The organism is Caballeronia pedi, from assembly GCF_001544915.2.
In the GTDB taxonomy this organism is placed as follows: domain Bacteria; phylum Pseudomonadota; class Gammaproteobacteria; order Burkholderiales; family Burkholderiaceae; genus Caballeronia; species Caballeronia pedi.
This window is the reverse complement of record NZ_FCOE02000011.1, coordinates 42950-62358: the sequence shown is the minus strand read 5'-3', so window position 1 is coordinate 62358 and position 19409 is coordinate 42950. Positions and strand designations below refer to the sequence as shown.

General features: G+C 62.3%; 17 protein-coding genes. 15 read left to right on the top strand and 2 right to left on the bottom strand.

Annotated elements, in window-relative coordinates:
• Positions 1–77: 77 nt before the first annotated feature.
• A complete protein-coding gene (locus AWB80_RS18440) occupies positions 78–374 on the bottom strand; it encodes a PsiF family protein (RefSeq protein ID WP_061176106.1) in 297 nt (98 codons plus the stop codon).
• Between the two features lie 257 nt (positions 375–631).
• Between AWB80_RS18440 and AWB80_RS18435 the strand changes: the two genes are divergently transcribed.
• From AWB80_RS18435 to AWB80_RS18370, 14 genes are all read left to right on the top strand, one after another.
• Positions 632–913 carry a hypothetical protein gene (locus tag AWB80_RS18435; protein WP_061176105.1) on the top strand — a complete coding sequence of 94 codons (282 nt, stop codon included), beginning with the start codon at positions 632–634 and terminating at the stop codon, positions 911–913.
• A 254-nt stretch (positions 914–1167) separates the two neighbouring features.
• The gene (locus AWB80_RS18430; RefSeq protein ID WP_061176104.1) at positions 1168–2130 is read left to right on the top strand and encodes a sugar ABC transporter substrate-binding protein; all 963 of its coding nucleotides are present in this window, start codon (positions 1168–1170) and stop codon (positions 2128–2130) included.
• 98 nt (positions 2131–2228) lie between these two features.
• Positions 2229–3830, top strand: coding sequence for a sugar ABC transporter ATP-binding protein (locus tag AWB80_RS18425; RefSeq protein ID WP_061176103.1), 1602 nt, complete (start codon positions 2229–2231; stop codon positions 3828–3830).
• A complete protein-coding gene (locus AWB80_RS18420) occupies positions 3831–4820 on the top strand; it encodes an ABC transporter permease (RefSeq protein WP_061176102.1) in 990 nt (329 codons plus the stop codon).
• 207 nt (positions 4821–5027) lie between these two features.
• Positions 5028–6053 carry a LacI family DNA-binding transcriptional regulator gene (locus AWB80_RS18415; protein ID WP_061176101.1) on the top strand — a complete coding sequence of 342 codons (1026 nt, stop codon included), beginning with the start codon at positions 5028–5030 and terminating at the stop codon, positions 6051–6053.
• 24 nt (positions 6054–6077) lie between these two features.
• Positions 6078–7010, top strand: coding sequence for a ribokinase (gene rbsK / locus AWB80_RS18410; RefSeq protein ID WP_061176100.1), 933 nt, complete (start codon positions 6078–6080; stop codon positions 7008–7010).
• Positions 7011–7266: 256 nt separating this feature from the next.
• Positions 7267–8991 (top strand): methyl-accepting chemotaxis protein, encoded by a 1725-nt coding sequence (locus AWB80_RS18405; RefSeq protein ID WP_061176099.1) that lies wholly within the window; start codon positions 7267–7269, stop codon positions 8989–8991.
• A gap of 106 nt (positions 8992–9097) precedes the next feature.
• Entirely contained in the window at positions 9098–9859 is a 762-nt protein-coding gene (locus AWB80_RS18400; protein ID WP_061176231.1) for a hydratase, read from the top strand.
• A 397-nt stretch (positions 9860–10256) separates the two neighbouring features.
• Positions 10257–12179 carry a PrkA family serine protein kinase gene (locus AWB80_RS18395; protein ID WP_061176098.1) on the top strand — a complete coding sequence of 641 codons (1923 nt, stop codon included), beginning with the start codon at positions 10257–10259 and terminating at the stop codon, positions 12177–12179.
• A 204-nt stretch (positions 12180–12383) separates the two neighbouring features.
• A complete protein-coding gene (locus AWB80_RS18390; protein ID WP_061176097.1) occupies positions 12384–13649 on the top strand; it encodes a YeaH/YhbH family protein in 1266 nt (421 codons plus the stop codon).
• Positions 13646–15310 (top strand): SpoVR family protein, encoded by a 1665-nt coding sequence (locus tag AWB80_RS18385; RefSeq protein WP_061176096.1) that lies wholly within the window; start codon positions 13646–13648, stop codon positions 15308–15310. The genes AWB80_RS18390 and AWB80_RS18385 overlap by 4 nt, the downstream gene beginning before the upstream one ends.
• A 225-nt stretch (positions 15311–15535) precedes the next feature.
• Positions 15536–16267, top strand: coding sequence for a LysM peptidoglycan-binding domain-containing protein (locus AWB80_RS18380; RefSeq protein ID WP_061176095.1), 732 nt, complete (start codon positions 15536–15538; stop codon positions 16265–16267).
• Entirely contained in the window at positions 16264–16686 is a 423-nt protein-coding gene (locus AWB80_RS18375; protein WP_061176094.1) for a lysozyme inhibitor LprI family protein, read from the top strand. The genes AWB80_RS18380 and AWB80_RS18375 overlap by 4 nt, the downstream gene beginning before the upstream one ends.
• Positions 16687–16758: 72 nt before the next feature.
• Positions 16759–17295 carry a lysozyme inhibitor LprI family protein gene (locus tag AWB80_RS18370; RefSeq protein ID WP_244206586.1) on the top strand — a complete coding sequence of 179 codons (537 nt, stop codon included), beginning with the start codon at positions 16759–16761 and terminating at the stop codon, positions 17293–17295.
• Here the strand turns inward: AWB80_RS18370 and AWB80_RS18365 are convergent.
• Positions 17249–18301: an AI-2E family transporter gene (locus AWB80_RS18365; protein WP_061176093.1), complete on the bottom strand. Its 1053-nt coding sequence runs from the start codon at positions 18299–18301 to the stop codon at positions 17249–17251. The genes AWB80_RS18370 and AWB80_RS18365 overlap by 47 nt on opposite strands.
• A 224-nt stretch (positions 18302–18525) precedes the next feature.
• Between AWB80_RS18365 and rarD the strand changes: the two genes are divergently transcribed.
• Positions 18526–19401, top strand: a complete 876-nt coding sequence (gene rarD / locus AWB80_RS18360) for an EamA family transporter RarD (protein ID WP_061176092.1) — start codon at positions 18526–18528, stop codon at positions 19399–19401.
• Positions 19402–19409 lie beyond the last annotated feature (8 nt).

Below are 19409 nucleotides of genomic sequence, written 5' to 3'. Positions count from 1 at the left end.
TAACAGCGGCAGAAACGGGTAAATACGAAAGACGCCGCGCGCGAACGGCGCGGCGGTAAAACAGACGCCGCCGCCAATCAGCCCTTGTTGCTGAGGCAGCTCTTCATGAACGCCTTGCGGTCGTCGCCTTTCTTGTCGGCCGCCTGGCTGTTACACGCGGTCATCTTCTGCTGTTGCGTCATCGGCGCGGAGGCGGCGGCCGGCGCCGCGGACAGGCAACTCTTCATGAACGCCTTGCGGTCGTCGCCTTTCTTGTCGCCCGCCTGCTTGTTGCAATCGGACATCTTGTTCTGCTGGCTGTTGGCGGCAAAGGCTGCGTTCGCACCGAGCGTCAGGCTCAGCACGGCGATGAGGGCGGTGGCTCGAATGGTCATGTGACGCTCCCTGGTTTGACTGACGGTTATTTTTTCGAGGCGGGTGTCGAAGCGGCATGCCGCCCGGGGCATTATGGCAAACCCAATATGAACGGTGTGCGGCATAGGGTGAAATCGGGAGGGCGGGAATGATGCTTGCAGGAAGCTTTCATGACCGGCATCAACGATGCAGTGCCGTGCATCGCAGCCGATCCGCACGAAGCAGCCTGCCGACGTATGATCGTGCGACGCATGTCCAACGCTCAAGGAGACGGTTCATGTCCACGCCGCTGTCCGACCATTACAAAGGCTTCGAAATCAAGGTGCAGGCATTGCGGCGCGCGAAGGAGCGCGACGAACCGGACGACGGTCCGCGTCACTTCGATATCGTCGTGACGATCGCGAAGAGCGCGCACGGCGACAGCGGCCGCTCGGTCATGTTCGGCGTGCCCGAACAGGAACCCTTCGACAGTCCGATCGATGCAACGCGCGCGGGCATCGACTACGCGCGCGACATCATCGACAACAAGGTGGAAGGGCAGTCGGTCGAGGATCTCTGACGCGGGCAGCGAGTCACAAAAGTTCTACACGTTAGCCCGATTGACCTCACGCGCCTCTCCAACGAGAATCGACGGCGAGCAAACGTTGAAACCGCGCCCCACAGGGCGACTGAAGGCTTGCGGTGTGTAATCGGGCGCGCGCGACAGGGCGCGCGCTGACCGCTTTCCCAGGCCGTCCGCGCGGCTCGACGCTCGGCTCACGTTCGCTGCATCTCGCATGACCAACAAACCAGAACAAAGCACTGGAGATCCGCATGAACCGAACCATCCGCCGGCGCGTCGTCAAGGCCGCCGTCGCGCTCGCCGTGTGCACGGCACTGCCGCTCGCCTCGTCATCCGTATTCGCGCAAACGCCGGCCAAGCCGAAAGTCGCGCTCGTCATGAAGTCGCTCGCCAACGAGTTCTTCCTGACGATGGAAAACGGCGCGAAAGACTATCAGGCGCACAACGCCAGCCAGTTCGACCTGATCACCAACGGCATCAAGGATGAAACCGACACCGCCGCGCAGATCCGCATCGTCGAGCAGATGATCGTCTCGAAAGTCGACGCGCTCATCATCGCGCCGGCCGATTCGAAGGCGCTCGTGCCGGTGATCAAGAAGGCGGCGGACGCGGGCATCATCGTGGTGAACATCGACAACCGGCTCGATCCGGACGTGCTCAAGTCCAAGGATCTGAACGTGCCGTTCGTGGGCCCGGACAACAAGAAGGGCGCGCGCAAGGTCGGCGACTATCTCGCGCCCAAGCTCAAGAAGGGCGATGAAGTCGCGATCATCGAAGGCGTGACCACCACCACGAACTCGCAGGCGCGCAGCGCGGGCTTCAAGGAAGCGATGGACGCGGCCGGCATGAAGGTCGTCGCGCTGCAGTCGGGCGAATGGGAAATCGACAAGGGCAACGCGGTCGCCTCGCAGATCCTGAACGCCAATCCGAACGTGAAGGCGCTCCTGTGCGACAACGACAACATGGCGATCGGCGCGGTCTCGGCGATTCGCGCGGCGGGCAAGGCGGGCAAGGTGCAGGTGGTCGGCTTCGACAACATCGGCGCGATCAAGCCGATGCTCAAGGACGGCCGCGTGCTCGCGACCGCCGACCAGTACGCGGCGAAGCAGGCGGTGTTCGGCATCGACGTGGCGCTGAAGGCGATCGCCGGCCACAAGAAGCAGTCGGAGCTGTCGCAGGTCGTGGAAACGCCTGTCGATCTCATCACCAAGTGAGCCGGCGCGAAAGCCTCAAGTTCGCGGCCATCGTGCCGATAACATGCTGACGTGCCCGTGAACCCAGCGAGGATGCACAGCGAGCCTTGAAGCGCCCCATGACCGGATCGAACGATGCGAACGTACTGACGGTGACGGGCATCGGCAAGACTTACGTCGAGCCGGTGCTGGCGGACGTGTCGCTCGAACTCGTCGCGGGCGAAGTGCTCGCGCTGACCGGCGAGAACGGCGCGGGCAAGAGCACGCTGTCGAAGATCATCGGCGGGCTCACGGACCCGACCACCGGCACGATGACGCTCGCCGGCCAGCCGTACGCGCCGAAGACCCGCTCGGACGCCGAGGCGCTCGGCGTGCGCATGGTGATGCAGGAGCTCAATCTGCTGCCAACCTTGTCGGTGGCGGAGAACCTGTTCCTGAACCGCCTGCCGCGCCGGGGCGCGCTGGGCCAGCTCGGCTGGATCGACCGCAAACGGCTGGCCGACGACGCGCGCCACGCGATGGCGCAAGTCGGGCTCGACGCGATCGCCCCGGACACGCTCGTCGGGAGCCTCGGCATCGGGCATCAGCAGATGGTGGAAATCGCGCGCAATCTGATCGGCGATTGCCGCGTGCTGATCCTCGACGAACCCACCGCGATGCTCACCGCGCGCGAAGTCGATCTGCTGTTCGAGCAGGTCGAGCGGCTGAAGGGGCGCGGCGTCGCGCTCGTGTATATCTCGCACCGGCTGGAGGAATTGCGGCGCATCGCCGAGCGCGCGGCCGTGCTGCGCGACGGACGCCTCGTGCACCTCGGCCCGATGGACGAACTCACGAGCGATCGCCTCGTCACGCTGATGGTCGGGCGCGAGATCGGCGAGCGCATCGATCTGGGCGAGCGCCGGATCGGCGGCGTCGCATTGAAAGTGGAAGGCATGACGCGCGGCGCCGTGGTGCGCGATGTCTCGTTCGACGTGCGCGCCGGCGAAATTTTCGGCGTGAGCGGGCTGATCGGCGCGGGCCGCACCGAGCTGATGCGGCTCATCTACGGCGCGGATCGCGCGGACGCGGGCACGGTGTCGATCGCGCGTCATGGCGAGGCGCTGCGGCGCGTGTCGGTGCAATCGCCTTCGGATGCGGTCGAGGAAGGCATCGCGCTGATCACGGAGGACCGCAAGGGCGAGGGGCTGTTGCTCAGCCTGCCCATCGCCGCGAACGTTTCACTGGGCAATCTGGGCGCGGTGGCGCGGCGCGGAGTCGTCGACACGCGCCGGGAAGCGGCGCTCGCGCAACGCCAGATCGACGCGATGCGTATCCGCACGTCGGGCCCGGCGCAGGCGGTGTCGGAGCTGTCGGGCGGCAACCAGCAGAAGGTCGTGATCGGCCGCTGGCTCGCGCGCGATTGCTCGGTGCTGCTGTTCGACGAGCCGACGCGCGGGATCGACGTCGGCGCCAAGTTCGATATTTACGGGCTGATGGGCGCGCTGGCCCGTGAGGGGCGCGCGCTCGTCGTGGTGTCGAGCGATCTGCGCGAGCTGATGCTGATCTGCGACCGGATCGGCGTGATGTCGGCCGGACGCATGACGGGCGTGTTCGAGCGCGCGAACTGGACGCAGGACGCGCTGCTCGCGGCGGCGTTCTCGGGCTACGCGAAGCGCGAGGCGATCCTGCACGAGCCTATCGTGCCCGACGCGAAAGCGCCCGAAGACAACGTGGAGCATTGAATGAGCGAAGCGAACCTGCCCGCCGACGCGCCGAAGAGCACGAAAGGCGTCGGCACGCGCCTGGGCATTTCGAATTACCTCGGTCTCGCGGGCGCGCTCGCCGCGATGATCGCGCTGTTCTCGGTGCTGAGCCCGCACTTTCTGACGTACGACACGTTCAGCACGATCGCGAACCAGATTCCGGATCTCGTCGTGATGTCGGTGGGCATGACGTTCGTGCTGATCATCGCGAGCATCGATCTTTCGGTGGGTTCGGTGCTGGCGCTGGGCGCGTCGGTGGTGAGCGTGGCCGCGCTCAAGTGGCACTGGCCGGCGTTTCCCGCCGCGCTGATCGGGCTGGCGGCCGCCGCGCTCACGGGCGCGGTGACCGGCCTCGTGACGGTGGCGTGGCGGATTCCGTCGTTCATCGTGTCGCTGGGCGTGCTGGAAGGCGCGCGCGGGCTCGCGTATCAGATGACGAACTCGCGCACGGCGTACATCGGCGATGCGTTCGATTTTCTGTCGAATCCGATCGCGTTCGGCATCTCGCCCGCGTTCCTGATCGCGGTCGCGGTGATGATAGTTGCGCATCTGGTCTTGACTCGAACGGTTTTTGGCCGATATCTCGTAGGGATCGGCACGAACGAGGAAGCGGTGCGGCTCGCGGGCGTCAATCCGCGCCCGTACAAGGTGATCGTGTTCGCGTTGATGGGCGCGCTTTCTGGCCTTGCGGCACTGTTTCAGATCTCGCGGCTGGAGGCCGCCGATCCGAACGCCGGCGCGGGGCTGGAACTGCAGGTGATCGCGGCGGTCGTGATCGGCGGCACGAGCCTGATGGGCGGGCGCGGCTCGGTCATCAGCACGTTTTTCGGCGTGTTGATCATCTCCGTGCTGGCTGCGGGACTCGCGCAGATCGGCGCGAACGAGCCGACCAAGCGCATCATTACCGGTGCGGTGATCGTGGTGGCGGTGGTGCTGGACACATACCGCAGCAGACGCAAACGTGTGTAATTGGCGACTGAGCGCCGACTGAGCGATGACTAATTGAGGGACGGCGACGGCGCGCGCTCCGCACGGGGTGGAGAAGCGGCCGGCGACGGTAGTGAGCATGAAGCAGGCAGGGCGCGGGGAAAGCAACGCGGCGCATGAAAATCAAGCGCCGCACGCCTTACGACCAATAAGAGAGCAGCAGGACCTAAGAAAAGCGAAGGACGATGTATGGCGACGATCAAAGACGTGGCAGCCATTGCCGGGGTGTCGTTTACGACGGTATCCCACGTAGTGAACAATTCGCGGCCGGTATCGGCCGACGTGCGGGCGAAAGTCGAGCGGGCGATTCTCGAACTCGACTACGTGCCGTCGGCGGTCGCGCGCTCGCTGAAGGCGCGTTCGACGGCGACCATCGGCCTGCTGGTGCCGAACGCGACCAATCCGTATTTCGCCGAGCTTGCGCGCGGCGTCGAGGACGGCTGCGCGAAGAACGGCTATTGCGTGTTCTTCTGCAACTCCGACGACGATCCCGCGAAGCAGCGCAGCTATCTGCGCGTGCTGCAGGAAAAGCGCATCGACGGGCTGGTGATCGCGTCGGCGGGCGAGGACGCGGTGCTCGCGCAATGTCTCGCGGGGGCGCGCGAACCACTCGTGATCGTCGATCGCAATATCGAGGGGTTGCAGTCGGACCTCGTTCAGATCGATCACGAAAAGGGCGCGTATCTCGCGACGCGGCACTTGCTGCAACTCGGGCATTCGCAGATCGGCTGCATCACCGGGCCGGTCGCGACGGCCGTTTCCGCGATGCGCCTGCACGGCTTCATCCGCGCGATGGCGGAACGCGGCATCGAGATCGAGCCGAACGCGATCGTGCAGAGCGACTTTTCCGCGACGGGCGGTTACGCCGCGGCCTCGCAATTGCTCGACAACATGAAACCGACGGCGATCTTCGCGTGCAACGACATGATGGGCATCGGCGCGCTGCGTGCGGCGGCCGAGCGCCACATCAACGTGCCGACGGATTGCTCGATCATCGGCTTCGACGATGTCGAGCTGTCGCGCTACACGTATCCGGCTTTGTCGACGGTGGGACAATCGGTGCGCGCGCTCGGCGAAATGGCCGCGCAGACACTGATCGACCGCATCACCGGCAAGCTGACCGGAACGACGCGCCGGCGCGTGGTGCCGCCGCGCCTCGTGCTCCGCGAATCGACCGCGGTCGTGCCGGAAGCGCGGCGCGCCGCGAATGGATAACGAAAGCTGTTGAAAGGAAGCAAGATGGGCGATGCAGGCAAGACCGGCCGCGTGACCGTGGTCGGCAGTCTCAACATGGATCTCGTCGCGCGCGCGCCGCGCCTGCCGCGGCCGGGCGAGACGCTGGCCGGGCACGCGTTCGCGCAGGTGCCGGGCGGCAAGGGCGGCAATCAGGCGGTCGCGGCGGCACGGCTCGGCGCGCAGGTCGCGATGATCGGCTGCGTCGGCAACGACTCGAACGGCGCGACGCTCAAAGGCAGCCTGGAAGCGGAAGGCATCGACTGCACGGCGCTCGCGACCAGCGCGGACGCGCCGACGGGCGTCGCGCTCATCGTCGTCGATGACGCGAGCCAGAACGCCATCGTCATCGTCGCGGGCAGCAATGCCGAAGTATCGCCCGCGCGCATCGAGGCGCACGAAGCGCTGATCGCGCAAGCCGACGTCGTCGTCTGCCAGCTCGAAACACCGCTGGAAACCGTGCGCGCCGCGCTCGCCACCGGCCGGCGGCTCGAACGCGTGACCGTGCTCAATCCCGCGCCCGCCGCGCGCAAACTGCCGCCGGACTGGTTTCCGCTCATCGACTATCTGATTCCGAACGAACTGGAAGCGGCGACGCTGTCGGGCGTCGCCATCGAGACGCCGGACGACGCGCGCCGCGCCGCGCAGGCGCTCAAGGCGAAGGGCGCGCGCAACGTGATCGTGACGCTCGGCGCGCAAGGCGTGCTCGCGCTGCTCGACGGCGCCGGCGACGACGGCGCGCATCTGCCGTCGCCGCAAGTCGAAGCCGTCGATACGACCGCCGCCGGCGACACCTTCATCGGCGGCTTCGCGGCGGAACTCGCGCGCGGCGCCGCAGCAATGGACGCGATCGCTTTCGGCCAGCGCGCCGCCGCCATCGCGGTCACGCGCGAAGGGGCGCAACCGTCGATTCCGCACCGCAGCGAAATTTCCGCATAACTTTTCAATGTTCGTTGAAAAACGGCGCGCCTGACGCGCCGTTTTCTTTTCATACGAAACAATTCCCTCAAGTCATGATGCTTTCGCGCCGTTTACGTCGATAGCGGACGCGCGACCTCGCGCGCACGTTCATCGACGGAAATGACGGCGCGCTTCGGCCGCGCGGACGTCAGCGGCGCGCTTTGGGCAAGGTCCCGTGCGCCGGCCGTCAAATCGGCCGGGAGACCCGCTCGCAAGCGGCATCAGGGAAAACTCAATGAAAAAGGCTTTGACGATCAAGGCGCGCCTCGGCATCTCGATGGCGTTTCTGGGCGCGCTGCTCATCGCGATCGGCGCGCTGGGGCTCACCGGCATGAGCCATTCGAACGGCGCGTTCCTCAACACCTACGCCGTGCAGATGCCCGCCGCGATCGCGGTCGGCAACGCGGAAATGTACGCGGCGCGCGAGCGGCTCGTGTTCGATCGCGCGGCGCTGCTCGCGGGCACACCCGAAGTGGCGGCGACCGTCGAGCGCGCGCGCATGATGCGCGAGCGCGCCGACGGCTTCTGGAAGGAATACACGTCGCTGCCGCAGTCGCCGGAGGAAAAACGTCTCGCCGAGGTTGCGCAGGACCGGCGTCTTGCACTGCAAGGCGTCGTCGACAAGGGCATCGCGGCGGTGCTGGCGAATGACCACGACGGCATCATCGCGAACGCCAAGTCGATGCAGTCCACCTATAACGAACTCGCCAACGCGAACGACGCGCTGCGCAAGTTTCTGACCGAGGCGTCGAAGAAGAGCTACGAGGAGACGCAAAGCCGCTTCCTGTGGTTCTGCGCGCTGAGCCTCGCCGCCATCGCGCTCGGTATCGCGGCGGCCGCGTTCGCGTGGGTGTCGCTGCGGCGCGCGATCGCGCGGCCGCTCGAAGCCGCGCTCGGCCATTTCGACGCAATCGCCGCCGGCGATCTGCGCCGCGAGGTCGTCGTCACGTCGCGTGACGAAATGGGGCAATTGCTCGAAGGCCTCGCCAGGATGCGTACGAGCCTGCTGACGACCGTGCGCACCGTGCGCTCGGGCAGCGAATCGATCGCCTCGGCGACGCAGGAGATCGCGGCGGGCAACACCGATCTGTCGTCGCGCACCGAGGAACAGGCGTCGGCGCTGCAGGAAACCGCGTCGAGCATGGAAGAACTGACGGGCACCGTCCGCCAGAACGCCGACAACGCGCGGCAGGCGAGCGCGCTCGCGGCGAACGCGTCGGAAATCGCGGGCAAGGGCAGCGCGGTGGTCACGCAGGTCGTCGATACCATGCGGGAGATCAACGGCAGCTCGTCGAAGATCGCGGACATCATCACGATCATCGAGGGCATCGCGTTCCAGACCAACATTCTCGCGCTCAACGCGGCGGTCGAGGCGGCGCGCGCGGGCGAGGAAGGGCGCGGCTTCGCGGTGGTCGCGGGCGAAGTGCGCAGTCTGGCGCAGCGCTCGTCGGCGGCGGCGAAGGAAATCAAGGAACTGATCGACACGTCGGTGGCGCGCGTGCGCACGGGCACGACGCTCGTCGACGAAGCCGGCCGCACGATGAACGAGATCATCGGCGCGGTGCAGCGCGTGACCGACATCATGGGCGAAATCGCGGCGGCGTCGGAGGAGCAGTCGAGCGGCATCGAACAGGTGTCGCGCGCCGTCACGCAGATGGACGAGGTGACGCAGCAGAACGCGGCGCTCGTCGAGGAGGCGGCGGCGGCTGCGCAGTCGCTCGAAGATCAGGCCGCGCGGCTGCGGCAGGCCGTGGCGGTGTTCCAGGTCGCGGACGGCGTCGCGCCCGCCGTGACGAGATCCACGCCGGCGGCGAACATTGCATCGCCTGCAACGGTGGTCGCGCGCGTCGCGCGCAAGCCCGTGGCGACGGCGCCGGCGAAGCGCGCCGCGCCCGTGCCGGCGAGCGCGCCCCGCGCCACAGCGACGGCGGATACAGGCGGCGACTGGGAGACCTTCTAAGCGCGCATGACGCGAATGCGCGCGAATCCACACGCGCGCGACCAATGCCGATCCGGTAACCCGTACACTGGGGGATATGCGTCACCGTTCACTCGAGGATATGAACATGACCGGATCGACACTCGCCGCGAAACTCGCGGACGCCCGCCGCCGGCATCAACTGATCGACGTGCTGGAGCCCGCCGACATTCCGGCCGATGCACCCACCGCCTACGCGATCCAGCACGAGATGCTGAGGGAGTCGGATGGGCGCATCGGCGCATGGAAGATCGGCGCGCGCGCGCCCGACGCGCTCGCCACGGGCGCGCCGATCGACGCCACGCTGGTTCATGCTTCGCCCGCGCGGCTGCCCTTCGAATCGTTCTTTCGCGTGCTGGTGGAACTCGAGATCGCGTTTCGCTTCGCCTACGCGCTGCCCGCGCGGCACGATCCTTACACACGCGAGGAAGTGTTCGATGCGATCGGCGGCGTCGCGGTCGCGCTCGAAGTGGTCGACAGCCGTTTCGCGCAGTGGCCCAATCTCGATCCGCTTGCCCAGCTTGCGGATTCGCAGAACAACGGCGCGCTCGTCGTGTCGGGCATGGAGCCTTACGACGTGATCGCGCCGGGCTTCGACTTTCTCACGCCGCGCCTGGAATTCACGCTCGATGGCGTGTCGATCGCGCCGGCCGCGCTCGGCAATCCGGCGGGCGATCCGCGCGAATTGCTGCCGTGGCTCGTCAACCATTGTTCGCGCATGGGTTTGACCGTCGAGCCCTTCTGGACGATCACCACAGGCTCCTACACAGGCGCGGTTCGCGTCGACGGACCGGCGATGCTGCATGGCGCGATCGATCGCATCGGCGAACTGGAACTGGTGCTCGCATGATGACGGAAACACCATACATCGGGAACGGTTATTGATGATGCTGCGCGTCGAGGTAATTGCATTTCATGACCGCGGGCGAACGTATGGATGCATCCTTCTATACGGGAACACGCGAGCGTGATCTACGTCGCATTGGCGGACAAGACCAGTGGATATGTAGCGGCGAGCGCGCGGCAACGAACAGGCAGGAACGATGTCGAGCAAGAGGATAGCGACATTGGGATGAGGATTGTAGGTGAACGAAAATAACTCACCAAGCTAGGAATTCTTCGAAGCAAATGAACAACGCAAGTGCGTGAAAAAAAATTCGAAAGGGTTTAGGATGATTTCAAGCGATGTCGTTTCGATTACGCGCGTTGCGCACGGCATAGCTTTCTGACTTAGGCGAGGAGGTAGCATGGATATCTACAGCAGTTTCGCGACCCGCTTCGAAAAAACCCGCGAGGAGGAATTCTCGCTCGAAGAGTATCTCGCGCTCTGCAAAGAAGATCCGGCCACATACGCAACAGCGGGCGAACGCATGTTGACGGCCATCGGGGAACCGGAGATGGTCGACACTCGCCTCGACCCGCGTTTATCGCGTGTGTTTGCAAACAAGAACATCAAGGTGTACCCGGCGTTCCGCGAGTTCTACGGCATGGAGGACGTGATCGAGAACGTCGTGTCGTACTTCCGGCACGCGGCGCAGGGTCTGGAAGAAAAGAAGCAGATTCTTTATCTGCTGGGTCCGGTGGGCGGCGGCAAGTCGTCGATCGCCGAACGGCTGAAGCAGCTCATGGAGCGCGTGCCGTTCTATTCGCTCAAGGGCTCGCCCGTCAACGAATCGCCGCTCGGCCTCTTCGATTACGACGAGGACGGCCCGGTGCTCGAAGAGCAGTACGGTATTCCGCGCCGCTACCTCAAGAGCATCCTCTCGCCGTGGGCCGTCAAGCGCCTGCATGAATACAACGGCGACATCCGCAAGTTCCGCGTGGTGCGCCGCTATCCGTCGATCCTTCGCCAGATCGGCATCGCGAAGACGGAACCGGGTGACGAGAACAATCAGGACATCTCGTCGCTCGTCGGCAAGGTGGACATCCGCAAGCTCGAAACCTATTCGCAGGACGACGCGGACGCATACAGCTATTCCGGTGGCCTGTGCCTCGCCAATCAGGGCCTGCTGGAATTCGTCGAAATGTTCAAGGCGCCGATCAAGGTGCTGCACCCGCTGCTGACCGCGACCCAGGAAGGCAACTTCAAGGGCACGGAAGGCTTCGGCGCGATTCCGTTCGACGGCGTCATCCTCGCGCACTCGAACGAGTCGGAGTGGAAGGCGTTCCGCAACAACAAGAACAACGAAGCACTGCTCGATCGTATCTTCGTCGTGAAGGTGCCGTACTGCCTGCGCTACGGCGAAGAGATCAAGATCTACGAGAAGCTGCTGCGCAATTCGTCTCTTGCCGAGGCGGTATGCGCACCGGGCACGCTCAAGATGATGGCGCAGATGGCCGTGCTCACGCGGCTGCACGAACCTGAGAACTCGAGCCTGTTCTCGAAGATGCAGGTCTACGATGGCGAGAACCTGAAGGACACGGACCCGAAGGCGAAGTCGTATCAGGAGTATCGCGATTACGCGGGTGTCGACGAAGGCATGACGGGCGTCTCCACGCGCTTCGCGTTCAAGATCCTGTCGCGCGTCTTCAACTTCGATTCGAGCGAGGTCGCCGCCAACCCGGTGCATCTGATGTACGTGCTCGAACAGCAGATCGAGCGCGAGCAGTTCCCGCCGGAAACGGAGCAGAAGTATCTCTCGTTCATCAAGGACGTGCTGGCTTCGCGCTATGCGGAGTTCATCGGCAAGGAGATTCAGACCGCTTATCTGGAGTCGTATTCGGAGTATGGACAAAACATCTTCGACCGCTATGTGACGTACGCCGATTTCTGGATTCAGGACCAGGAGTTCCGCGATCACGACACCGGCGAGAGCTTCGACCGCGCGGCATTGAACGCCGAGCTGGAGAAGATCGAGAAGCCCGCGGGCATCAGCAACCCGAAGGATTTCCGCAATGAGATCGTGAACTTCGTGTTGCGCGCGCGTGCGGCCAACGGCGGCAAGAACCCCGCGTGGATCAGCTACGAAAAGCTGCGCGTGGTGATCGAGAAGAAGATGTTCTCCAACACCGAAGAACTTCTGCCGGTGATTTCGTTCAACGCAAAGGGTTCGGCCGAAGAGCAACGCAAGCACGAGGACTTCGTCAATCGCATGGTCGCGAAGGGCTACACGCCGAAGCAGGTGCGCCTGCTGTGCGACTGGTATCTGCGCGTACGCAAGTCGTCGTGATGTAGAGTAGGGAATCGACGGGAGTGAGCGCTTTGGCGCTCGCTCCGGTCCCGCGCAAAGCGATAGTTAGCATGTCCATACCGCTCAGGCGTGCGGATTGCGACCGGGTGGTCCGATGGACACTTTGCGAGACGAAAGACGCCGCGCACCGCCGTTGGCTCGCGCAGCGCCTCTCAACCTCGCCAATAACGCGGGAGACTGGATGTGCTGCACCAAATCATCGACCGCAGGTTAGCCGGCAAGAACAAGAGCATCGCCAACCGCGAACGCTTCCTGCGACGCGTCAAGAGTTACATTCGCCGCGCGGTTTCCGACGCGGTGCGTGATCGCAGCATCAAAGACATTCAAAGCACGCAAAGCATCACCATTCCCAAGAAGGACATCTCCGAACCGTCGTTCCGTCACGGACCGGGCGGCAAGCGCGAGTACGTCCATCCGGGCAACGCCGATTACATTCGCGGCGACAAGATTCCGCGTCCGCCGGGCGGCGCGGGCGGCGGCGGCAAGAGCGCCAGCAACGAGGGCGAAGGGCAGGATGATTTCGTCTTCGAACTCTCGCGCGAAGAATTCATGCAGTATTTCTTCGACGATCTCGAACTGCCTCGCCTCGTGAAGACCCAGCTGCTGGCCGTGCCGACGTGGAAGAACGTGCGCGCGGGCTGGGCGGCGGAAGGCACGCCGAACAATATCGATGTGGTGAGATCGCTGCGCAGCGCGCTCGGGCGTCGCATCGCGCTGGGCTGGCCGCTCGCGTCGCAATTGCGCGAAATGGAACGCCAGCTCGAACAGTTGAAGGAAGAGGGCGCCGAGCCGGAAGAGATCGCGCGGCTCGAAGCAGACATCGTAATCATGCAGGGCCGCATCACGCGCATTCCGTTCATCGATCCGTTCGATCTGCGCTATATCAATCGCGTGAAGCAGCCCACGCCATCGAGCAAGGCGGTGATGTTCTGCCTGATGGACGTTTCAGGCTCGATGGACGAGCAGCGCAAGGACTTGTCCAAGCGTTTCTTCATCCTCCTGTACCTGTTCCTTCAACGCAACTACGAAAAGATCGAAGTCGTTTTCATCCGGCACCATACGCGCGCCGAAGAAGTGGACGAAGACACCTTCTTCCATTCGACGGAAAGCGGCGGTACGGTCGTTTCGAGCGCGCTCGAACTCATGAAGAAGATCATGGACGAGCGCTATTCGCCGACTGAATGGAACATTTACGGCGCGCAGGCATCCGATGGCGACAACTGGACGGACGATTCCCCGAAGTGTCGCAAGCTGCTGTCGGACGACATCCTGCCGAAGGTCCGGTATTTTGCCTATATTCAAGTAGCGCCGGAAGAGCAGAATCTCTGGCTGGAGTATGCTCAGCTTGCCATGGGCGCGCCCGAACTGGCGATGAAGAAAGTCGATTCGGCTGCGGACATCTACCCGGTATTCCGTGAGCTGTTCGAAAAGCAGCAGGCGGCCGCATGACGAGCGGGCATTTGCAAAACGAAACGCGGGGGTATCAGCTGGAAAGCACGGACGATCGTGCCGCTTCCCGGCTCGGTCCCGAAGCGGGACAACGCAAGGCGTCCGCAGAAATGGAAGAGGCGCACGAGGAAGGCAGAATGAATGTTGCAGAGAAGCGGCGGCCATTGCCGTGCCCGTCTGACTGGACGGTCGAGCTGATCGAGGAATACGACGCCGAGATTTCTCGCGTCGCGAATCGCTATGGGCTCGACACTTATCCCATCCAGCTCGAGATCATCAGCTCCGAGCAGATGATGGATGCGTATGCTTCCGTCGGCATGCCGGTGAACTATCGGCACTGGTCGTTCGGCAAGCACTTTCTCGCGACGGAGAAAGGCTATCGGCGCGGGCAGATGGGCCTCGCGTACGAAATCGTGATCAACTCGAATCCCTGCATCGCGTATCTCATGGAAGAGAACACCATGACGATGCAGGCGCTCGTGATCGCCCACGCGGCGTACGGGCACAATTCGTTTTTCAAGGGCAACTATCTGTTTCGTCTGTGGACGGACGCGCACGCGATCATCGATTACCTCGTCTATGCGAAGAATTACATCGCCGAGTGCGAGGAGCGATATGGTCTGGACCGCGTGGAGGAACTGCTCGATTCGTGTCACGCGCTGATGAATTACGGCGTCGATCGCTATAAGCGGCCGCAGAAGCTGTCGCTGGCGAAGGAAGCCGCGATGCGGCGCGAACGTGAAGCGTATCTGCAATCGCAGGTCAACGAACTGTGGCGCACGCTGCCGAAGGGCAAGGAGCCGACCGCGGAAGAAGCCGAGAGCCGCTATCCGCCGGAGCCGCAGGAAAATCTGTTGTACTTCGCGGAGAAGAACGCGCCGTTGCTGGAGCCGTGGGAGCGCGAGGTCATTCGTATCGTGCGCAAGGTCGGCCAGTATTTTTATCCGCAGCGGCAGACGCAGGTCATGAACGAAGGTTGGGCGACGTTCTGGCATTACACGCTGCTGAATACGCTCTACAACGAAGGCCGTCTCGAAGACAGCTTCATGATGGAGTTTCTGCATTCGCATTCGAATGTCGTGTATCAGCCGCCGGTGACGAAGCCGTATTACAGCGGCATCAACCCGTACGCGCTCGGCTTTTCGATGATGAGCGATATTCGCCGCATCTGCGAAAACCCGACGGACGAAGACCGCGAATGGTTCCCGGAACTTGCGGGCAGCGACTGGCTGGAGTCCCTGCATTACGCGATGCGTAATTTCAAGGATGAGAGTTTCATCGCGCAATATTTGTCGCCGCACCTGATTCGCGAGATGCGTCTATTCTCGATTCTCGACGACGACATGCGCGACGCGCTGGAAGTGTCGGCGATTCATGACGGCAGCGGGTATCGGTATGTGCGTCAGGCGTTGTCGCGGCAGTATGACATTCATCATCGCGAGCCGAATATTCAGGTGTATTCGGTGAATACGCGCGGTGATCGGAGTCTGACGCTGCGCCACTTCATGACCGATAACCGCCATCTCGCGAACGATAGCGACGAAGTGCTCAAGCATATGGCGCGCTTGTGGCAATTCGATGTTTATCTGGAAAGCGTCGATGAGAATGGGACGGTGAGGAAGCGGTTTGATTGCCGGTATGTGGCGCCGAATACGCGGTAGGGTTTGTTTCGTTGAAGGCAAGTTGAACCGGCTCCTCGTGGGCCGGTTTTTTTATTGGTGGTTCTCGTTGGGCTCATTCTGTCGCAGAAAATTCTGTTTTGGCGTTTTCGCTCAAAAAATAAGAGAAATCGTGCAGACACGCGCAGACAAACAAGTGAGAATTAGTGCGCGGTACTGATCAATATTGTCAAGAATTAAACCAACGAATTAGCTAAAGAGGCGAAAATGGCCGTTGAAGAACAAATAAAAAATAAGCTCGAAATTTGGAAAGAAGAAAGAAGAGTTGCGACGAGAGATAAAAATTGGAATAGTTGGGATAGTGAAATCCAGACGGCTGTCAGTGAGTATAACCACCATCTTTTTGGTGAGTCAGGTTACTTCTTCCTGGACTGGCGCATAATCAAGGCGATGGTGTGGGTTGAGTCCAACGCAAACAACCCGTCTTGGCAGACCAAGCCAATGCAGATCGGGGTAGGTAACGACCCAGGATTGACGTCGTTTCTTTCAGGTAAAGAGGGCGGTGATTTGATCGTACCTCCGATGTGGCGGGGGCGTCTCACGATCGCGTCGGTTCGATCGACTCCTGCTCATAACATTCGTGCTGGCATTGGCTACTTACTCATGCGTATGGCCAATTTCAAGCATCAGAGCGTATTGAACACCGACTCGGCAGTTTATGATGTTACGGTCAAAGTGGGCGATAGCCTTGAAAAGATTGCCAAAACACAAGGAAGCACGGTCGAGGTAATGAAGCGCTTGAATCCGACCGTAAGTGTTCTGCGTCCCGGGCAGGTATTGAAATACCAGAAAGCGTCGATACAAAGAGTCATCACGGGCTGGCAGCACATCTCACCGACGTCTATAGCGAATTTCTATAACGGAGGCGGCGATCCCAACTACGCGAACAAACTCCAATTTGTATTGGATTTGATTTATTCGCCAATGGAGGGGCAATGAATAAGGTCTCTGCAGGCTTGGCAATTATCTGCTTCTCGACAACCGTCCTTGCGGCCCCTACGAATCGTTCCTTGCGCGAAGAATGCAGCGAGTTTTCTCAGGGAGAAATGCGGGAATGTCTAGCCAAGAAAGCCGACGAAAGCCAACAAGCACTCACACGTGCCGAAAATTATGCGGTCGGCGCACTCACGCAATGGAACGAAGACGATAAGTATATCCGAGCCGCCAAAGCCAATCTCGCCAAGTCGAACAAAGCATTCGCTCGATATCGCGAAGCACAGTGCGGCTTCTTCCGTTCGCTCGGCGGTGGCGCGATTGGCAATGCGCTCGAGATCCGGCGGTTCGCATGCGTTGCCGAACTGAACGGCAACCGCGCCGAACAGTTGCACGACGCTGCGTCCGAACTACATACCAAATAGACGGCAATCAGACGGCAGGCGAACACCCGCTACGTGGTCGTCTGATCCTGTGAGAACGAATGTCAACTCGCCATGAACAGAGCCGACACCAACAACCCGTTTTCGAGGGGAATGAATAACGTCTCTGCAACCTTTGCAGCGCTTTGCTTCTCGACAGTCGTCCTCGCGGCTCCCACAAATCATGCCTTGCGCGAAGAATGCAGTGAGTTTTCTCAAGCAGGCATGCGGGACTGTCTAGCCAAGAAGGCTGACGAAAGCCAACAAGCACTGACGCGCGCCGAAAGCAATACGACCAGCGCACTCGCCAAATGGGACGAAGATGATAAATACGTCCGTGCGGCCAAAACCGATTTCGCCAATTCGAACAGAGCATTCGCTCAATACCGTAGCGCTCAATGCAAATTCTCGGCGTCGCTCAGCGGTGGTGGGGCTGGGAACGCTCATGAAATTCAGCGGTTCGCATGCGTCGCCGAACTGAATGACAACCGCGCCGAACAGTTACGCGCCGCTGCGTCTAGGTTGCCGCGAAATAGACAACAAGCAGACGACAGGCGAACACACACTACGCACTCGCCTGATCCTGCGAAAACAAATCCCAGCTCGCCATAAAAAGCGCCGCCACCAGCGGCCCGATCACAAACCCGTTGATCCCGAACAACGCCATCCCGCCGAGCGTGGAAATCAGCACGACCCAATCGGGCATTTTCGTATCCTTGCCGACGAGAATCGGCCGCAGCACGTTATCCACGAGCCCGATCACCACCACGCAGAACACGACGAGAATCAGCCCCTTGAAAATCGCTCCCGTCATGAAGAAATAAAGCGCCGCGGGTACCCAGACGATCGCCGCGCCAACCGCGGGCAGCAGCGAAAGAAACGCCATCAGCACGCCCCACAGCAGCGAGCCGCCGATGCCCAGAATCCAGAAAATCATCCCGCCGAGAAACCCCTGCACCGCCGCGACGGCGATATTCCCCTTGACCGTCGCGCGCACCACCGTGGTGAACTTCACGATCAGATGTTGCTTGGGCTCCGCATCGAGCGGAATCGCGCGCCGGATGCGCCGGCCGATCTCGCCGCCATCGCGCAGCAGAAAGAACACGAGATACAGCATTACGCCGAAACTGACGACGAACTGAAACGTGTTCTGTCCGATCGACAGCGCCTGCGTCGCTGCAAACTGACTGATCTGCGAAGCGCCTTCCATCAGCTTGTGCTGTATGCCGGGGATATCGTCGAGCCCGAAACGCCCGAGCAGTTGCTGAACCGATACCGGCAGCGCATGTAGCACATGCTGAAAGTACAGTCCGAAGTTCAGCTCGCCGCTCTTGATGCGCGCATAAACGAGGGCGATTTCCTGCACCAGCGTCACCGCGACGACCGCCAGCGGAATGATGACGATGAGAATCGCAGCGGCCAGCGTCGTCAGCGCGGCGAGGTTGCGGCGCTTGCCGAAGCGCGCGGCGAGATAGCGCTGCATCGGCTGAAACAGAATCGCGAGAATCGCACCCCAGAAGATCGCGCCGAAAAACGGCAGCAGCACCCACGCGAGCGCGAGCGTGACGACGAACAACAGGATGTGAAAGAAATTCTGATGTACGGTGTGGTTATCCATTATCGACCGGTAGGGCGGGCAGAAAGCGAGATACGTTCGCGCGAGGCGGGCCATGCTAGCACGGCCGTCGAACGGCTTTCGCGCTCCGGGTTCGAGCAAGAATCTCTCCAAGGGTTCGCGCGCCGCTGGAGCCTGACCCCGCGCGTCGACTAAAATCCGGCTTCCATTCCTTGCGGATCGCTTCCGGCCAGCCGGGAAACCATTTCCGCTCTACGCATCGAACAATGAATCCAGGCGTCGTCTACGCATTCGCGGCCTTTGCCATCTGGGGCCTTTTCCCGATCTACTTCAAGGCCCTGCATTCGATCGGCGCGGTCGAGATGCTCGCGCATCGCATGGCGTGGTCGATGGCCTTCCTGCTGATCGTGCTGACCGTGCGCCATCAATGGAAGTGGCTCGGGCCGGTTCTGCGCGACCGACGCCTGCTCGCGCGCTTTGCGGCGAGCGCCGTGCTGCTGTCGGCGAACTGGGGCATCTATATCTGGGCGGTGAACGACGGGCGCATCGTCGAGGCGAGTCTCGGCTACTTCATCAATCCGCTCATCAACGTGCTGTTCGGAATGGCGTTCCTGCACGAGCGGCTGCGGCCGCTGCAATGGATCGCGGTGACGATCGCCGCGCTCGGCGTCCTGTGGCTGACCTGGGTGAACGGTGCGCCGCCGTGGATCAGCCTCGCGCTCGCGCTGACCTTCGGCGGTTACGGCCTCTTGCGCAAGACCGCGTCGCTCGGCGCGCTGGAAGGGCTCACGCTCGAAACCATGCTGCTGTGTCCGGTCGCGCTGCTCTATCTGTTCTTCCTGAACTCGCATGGCGGCAGCGGCTTCGCGCACGCGTCGCTCGGCGTGAAGCTGCTGCTCGCGGCGGCCGGGCCTGTGACCGCCGTGCCGCTGCTGCTGTTCGCGGCCGGCGCGCGGCGCATTCCGCTATCGATGCTCGGCCTCATCCAGTACATCACGCCGACGCTGCAACTGCTGATCGGCGTAGTCATCTATCAGGAGTTCTTCGGCCACGATCAACTGATCGGTTATGGCGCGATCTGGACCGCGCTCGCGATCTATTCGCTCGAAGGCTTCTTTCGGGCGCGCGCGGCCCGCGTCTGACGCAAGGA